Source organism: Actinomycetota bacterium (assembly GCA_035536535.1).
GTDB lineage: Bacteria > Actinomycetota > JAICYB01 > JAICYB01 > JAICYB01 > DATLNZ01.
The window spans coordinates 1-2673 of record DATLNZ010000057.1; the positions used below are offsets into that span (position 1 = coordinate 1).

The 2673-nt window shown below is 69.2% G+C and carries 4 protein-coding genes; 1 reads left to right on the plus strand and 3 read right to left on the minus strand.

The genetic code is table 11. From position 1 onward, the window contains the following. Window positions 1-539: His/Gly/Thr/Pro-type tRNA ligase C-terminal domain-containing protein (locus VNE62_03670; GenBank protein HVE91390.1), on the plus strand; the 539-nt coding region annotated here is incomplete at its 5' end. A 1-nt stretch (window position 540) separates the two neighbouring features. Here the strand turns inward: VNE62_03670 and VNE62_03675 are convergent. The 3 genes from VNE62_03675 to VNE62_03685 all read right to left on the minus strand — a co-directional run. Further along, complete coding sequence (locus VNE62_03675; GenBank protein ID HVE91391.1) at window positions 541-1161, minus strand: DUF6226 family protein; 621 nt, start codon at window positions 1159-1161, stop codon at window positions 541-543. A 43-nt stretch (window positions 1162-1204) separates the two neighbouring features. Further along, window positions 1205-1651, minus strand: coding sequence for a D-aminoacyl-tRNA deacylase (dtd, locus tag VNE62_03680; GenBank protein ID HVE91392.1), 447 nt, complete (start codon window positions 1649-1651; stop codon window positions 1205-1207). 8 nt (window positions 1652-1659) lie between these two features. Beyond that, a partial coding sequence (locus VNE62_03685) for a TGS domain-containing protein (GenBank protein HVE91393.1) occupies window positions 1660-2673 on the minus strand: 1014 nt, incomplete at its 5' end.

Sequence of the window (2673 nt, forward strand, 5' to 3'; positions counted from 1 at the left end):
TGCGCGCACTGGGGCTGGACGAGTTCCTCCGTTTCGACCTGTCCATCGTGCGCGGCCTCGCTTACTACACCGGCATTGTCTGGGAGCTGTTCGACGTCGCGGGCGACCTTCGCGCCGTCGCCGGGGGCGGACGTTACGACCGCCTGCTGGCCCACCTCACGGACGTGGACCTGCCGGCCTTGGGCTTCGGAATGGGGGACGTGGTCCTGCGCGAGCTGCTGTCCGACAAGGAACTGCTCCCCTCAACGGACAGAACCATGGACTTCTTCGTGGTGGCGGTGTCCGACGACCAGCGGGAGGCAGTCCTGTCCCTGGTCTCCCGGCTGCGGGCCTCGGGACGCTCGGTGGACTACTCCCTGTCCGGGGGCGGTGTCGGCAAGCAGTTCAAGGCCGCGTCGGCCGCGGGAGCCGCTCGCGTGGTCGTGATCGGCCCGGACGAGGTCGCCCGGGGCGTGGTGAAGGTGCGGGACATGTCCACAGGCCAGGAGGCCGAGCTGACCGCAGACGAGCTGGCTGACTCCACGCCCCAGTACACCTAGGTCACTCCGTCCCTCCCGTCGCGGACTCACCCCGGCGTCGCCACGGCTTCCAGTCGAACTCGTTGCCTCCCGCAGCAGCGACTCTCGCCTGGGCGATCTCGGGGCTCACCCGTGAACCCGGCGGTAGGTCCCGAGCTCCCTGCATGGGCGCCCGGTCCGATGGGGCACGCGTCTCCTGCTCCTGCCACGCGTCCCCGCCGCGCACATTCCGCATGGACTCACGAAAGTGCCCCGAGACCAACGTCCCCACCAGCTGCTCCAGGCCCTGGGCCTCCGTTTCGGCCGTCTCATCGCATGCATCGCAGCCACAGCCCGGGAATCCGAGCGTGTACCAATGACCGGCCCGGACCATCAGGCCCGGAAACGTTGTGAACGCGACGACGATGGGGGCACCGCCGCCGGCGGGACGCAGCGAAACGGTTGGACGCGCGGCACGATCTCCTTCGAGCTCCGGATCGATCCCGTAGCCCTCGAGCCGATCCACCTCGTACTCACGCTCCAGCCGCGCCAGCAGGTCCAGCGCGTATTCGTGCAGGGGAGCAAAGCGTTCCGGCTCCGTGACGCGCTCGTAGGCGTCCTGCGGGGGCCCTTCGAATCCCCACCTGCGCCCGCGCTCTTTGATGCGTTCCTCCCTCTGCCTATCCGGAAGCGACGAGAGCCTCTCCCTACTCCCGCGCTGTGTCGATGAGGATCGTCACCGGCCCCCGGTTCACCAGCTCCACGTCCATTGAAGCGCCGAAGACTCCACACGCCACCCGCAGACCGAGCTCCGTCAAGCGAGCGGCCACCCTTTCCACCAGTGGCTCGGCCTCCTCGGGCGGGGCGGCGTCCACGAACGAGGGACGCCGGCCACGCGAGGTGTCCGCGTACAGCGTGAACTGGCTGACGACCAGCACCTCCCCCTGGACGTCCAGCAGCGACAGGTTCATCTTGCCGTCGCCGTCCTGGATCACGCGCAGGTTGGCGATCTTGTCCGCGACGTGCAGCGCCTCGGCCTCCCCGTCGCCGCGTCCGGCACCGAGCAGCACCAGAAAGCCGGAACCGATCTCGCCGACCAGATCCCCGCCGACCGAGACTGAAGCCCGGGAGACCCGCTGGATGACCGCGCGCAACGCGACGGCTACTTGTCCGGACGCGCCCGCAGCGGCAGCACGCGATACACGTCGAACACGCCCTCGACCGAGCGCACAGCGCGAAGGATGTGGTCCAGGTGCGTGACGTCGCCGAGCTCGAATGAGTAGCGCAGTCGCGCGGTCCCGTCGCGCCTGGCCCACGACTGCGACGACAGGATCATCACGCCGGTGTCCGACAGCGTGTCCGTCACGTCGCGCAGCAGGCCGATGCGGTCAAGCGCCGCGACCTGAAGCGTCACTACGAACGACCCGCCCTGGGACGTGTCCCACTCCACGTCCACCAGCCGCGCCGACTGCGGCGTGAGGTCGCCCGCGTTTGGACAGTCCGCGCGGTGCACCGACACGCCTTTGCCGCGCGTGACGTAGCCGAAGATGTTGTCCCCCGGCACGGGAGCGCAGCACAGCGCCAGCTTGACCTGGACGTCGTGCATCCCCGCCACGGCCACGGACGGCGTGTCCGACGCTCGCTTCTTCTTCGGAAGCGGGACGACCTCGGCCTCCGGCTGCTCGTCCGGGGGCCGGAAGATGCGCCGCAGGATCGTCAGCAGCTCCTGCTGGGCCAGCTTGCCTTCGCCGATCGCCTCGTACAGCGTCTCGTGTCCGGACGTGCGGGTGTCCGAGAAGAGCGTGCGCCAGGCGTCCTCGTTGATGGCCGCCATTGAGAGGTTCTCTTTACGCAGCGCCTTGAGGAAGCTCTCCTTGCCGGCCTCGCGGGCCTCCTCGCGGCGGTGCGCGGCGATCCACTGCTTGATGCGCCCCCGGGCGCGGGACGTCTTGACGAACCCGAGCCAGTCCTGCTTCGGACCGGCCCCCGGCGCCTTGGTGGTGATGACCTCGACCACGTCGCCGGACTCAAGCCGCGTGTCCAGCGGGACCAGGCGTCCGTTCACGCGCGCGCCGACGGTGCGGTGTCCGACCTGCGTGTGGATCTGGTACGCGAAGTCGATCGGACACGCCCCGCGCGGCAGAGGCTGGACGTCGCCTTTGGGGGTGAAGCAGAA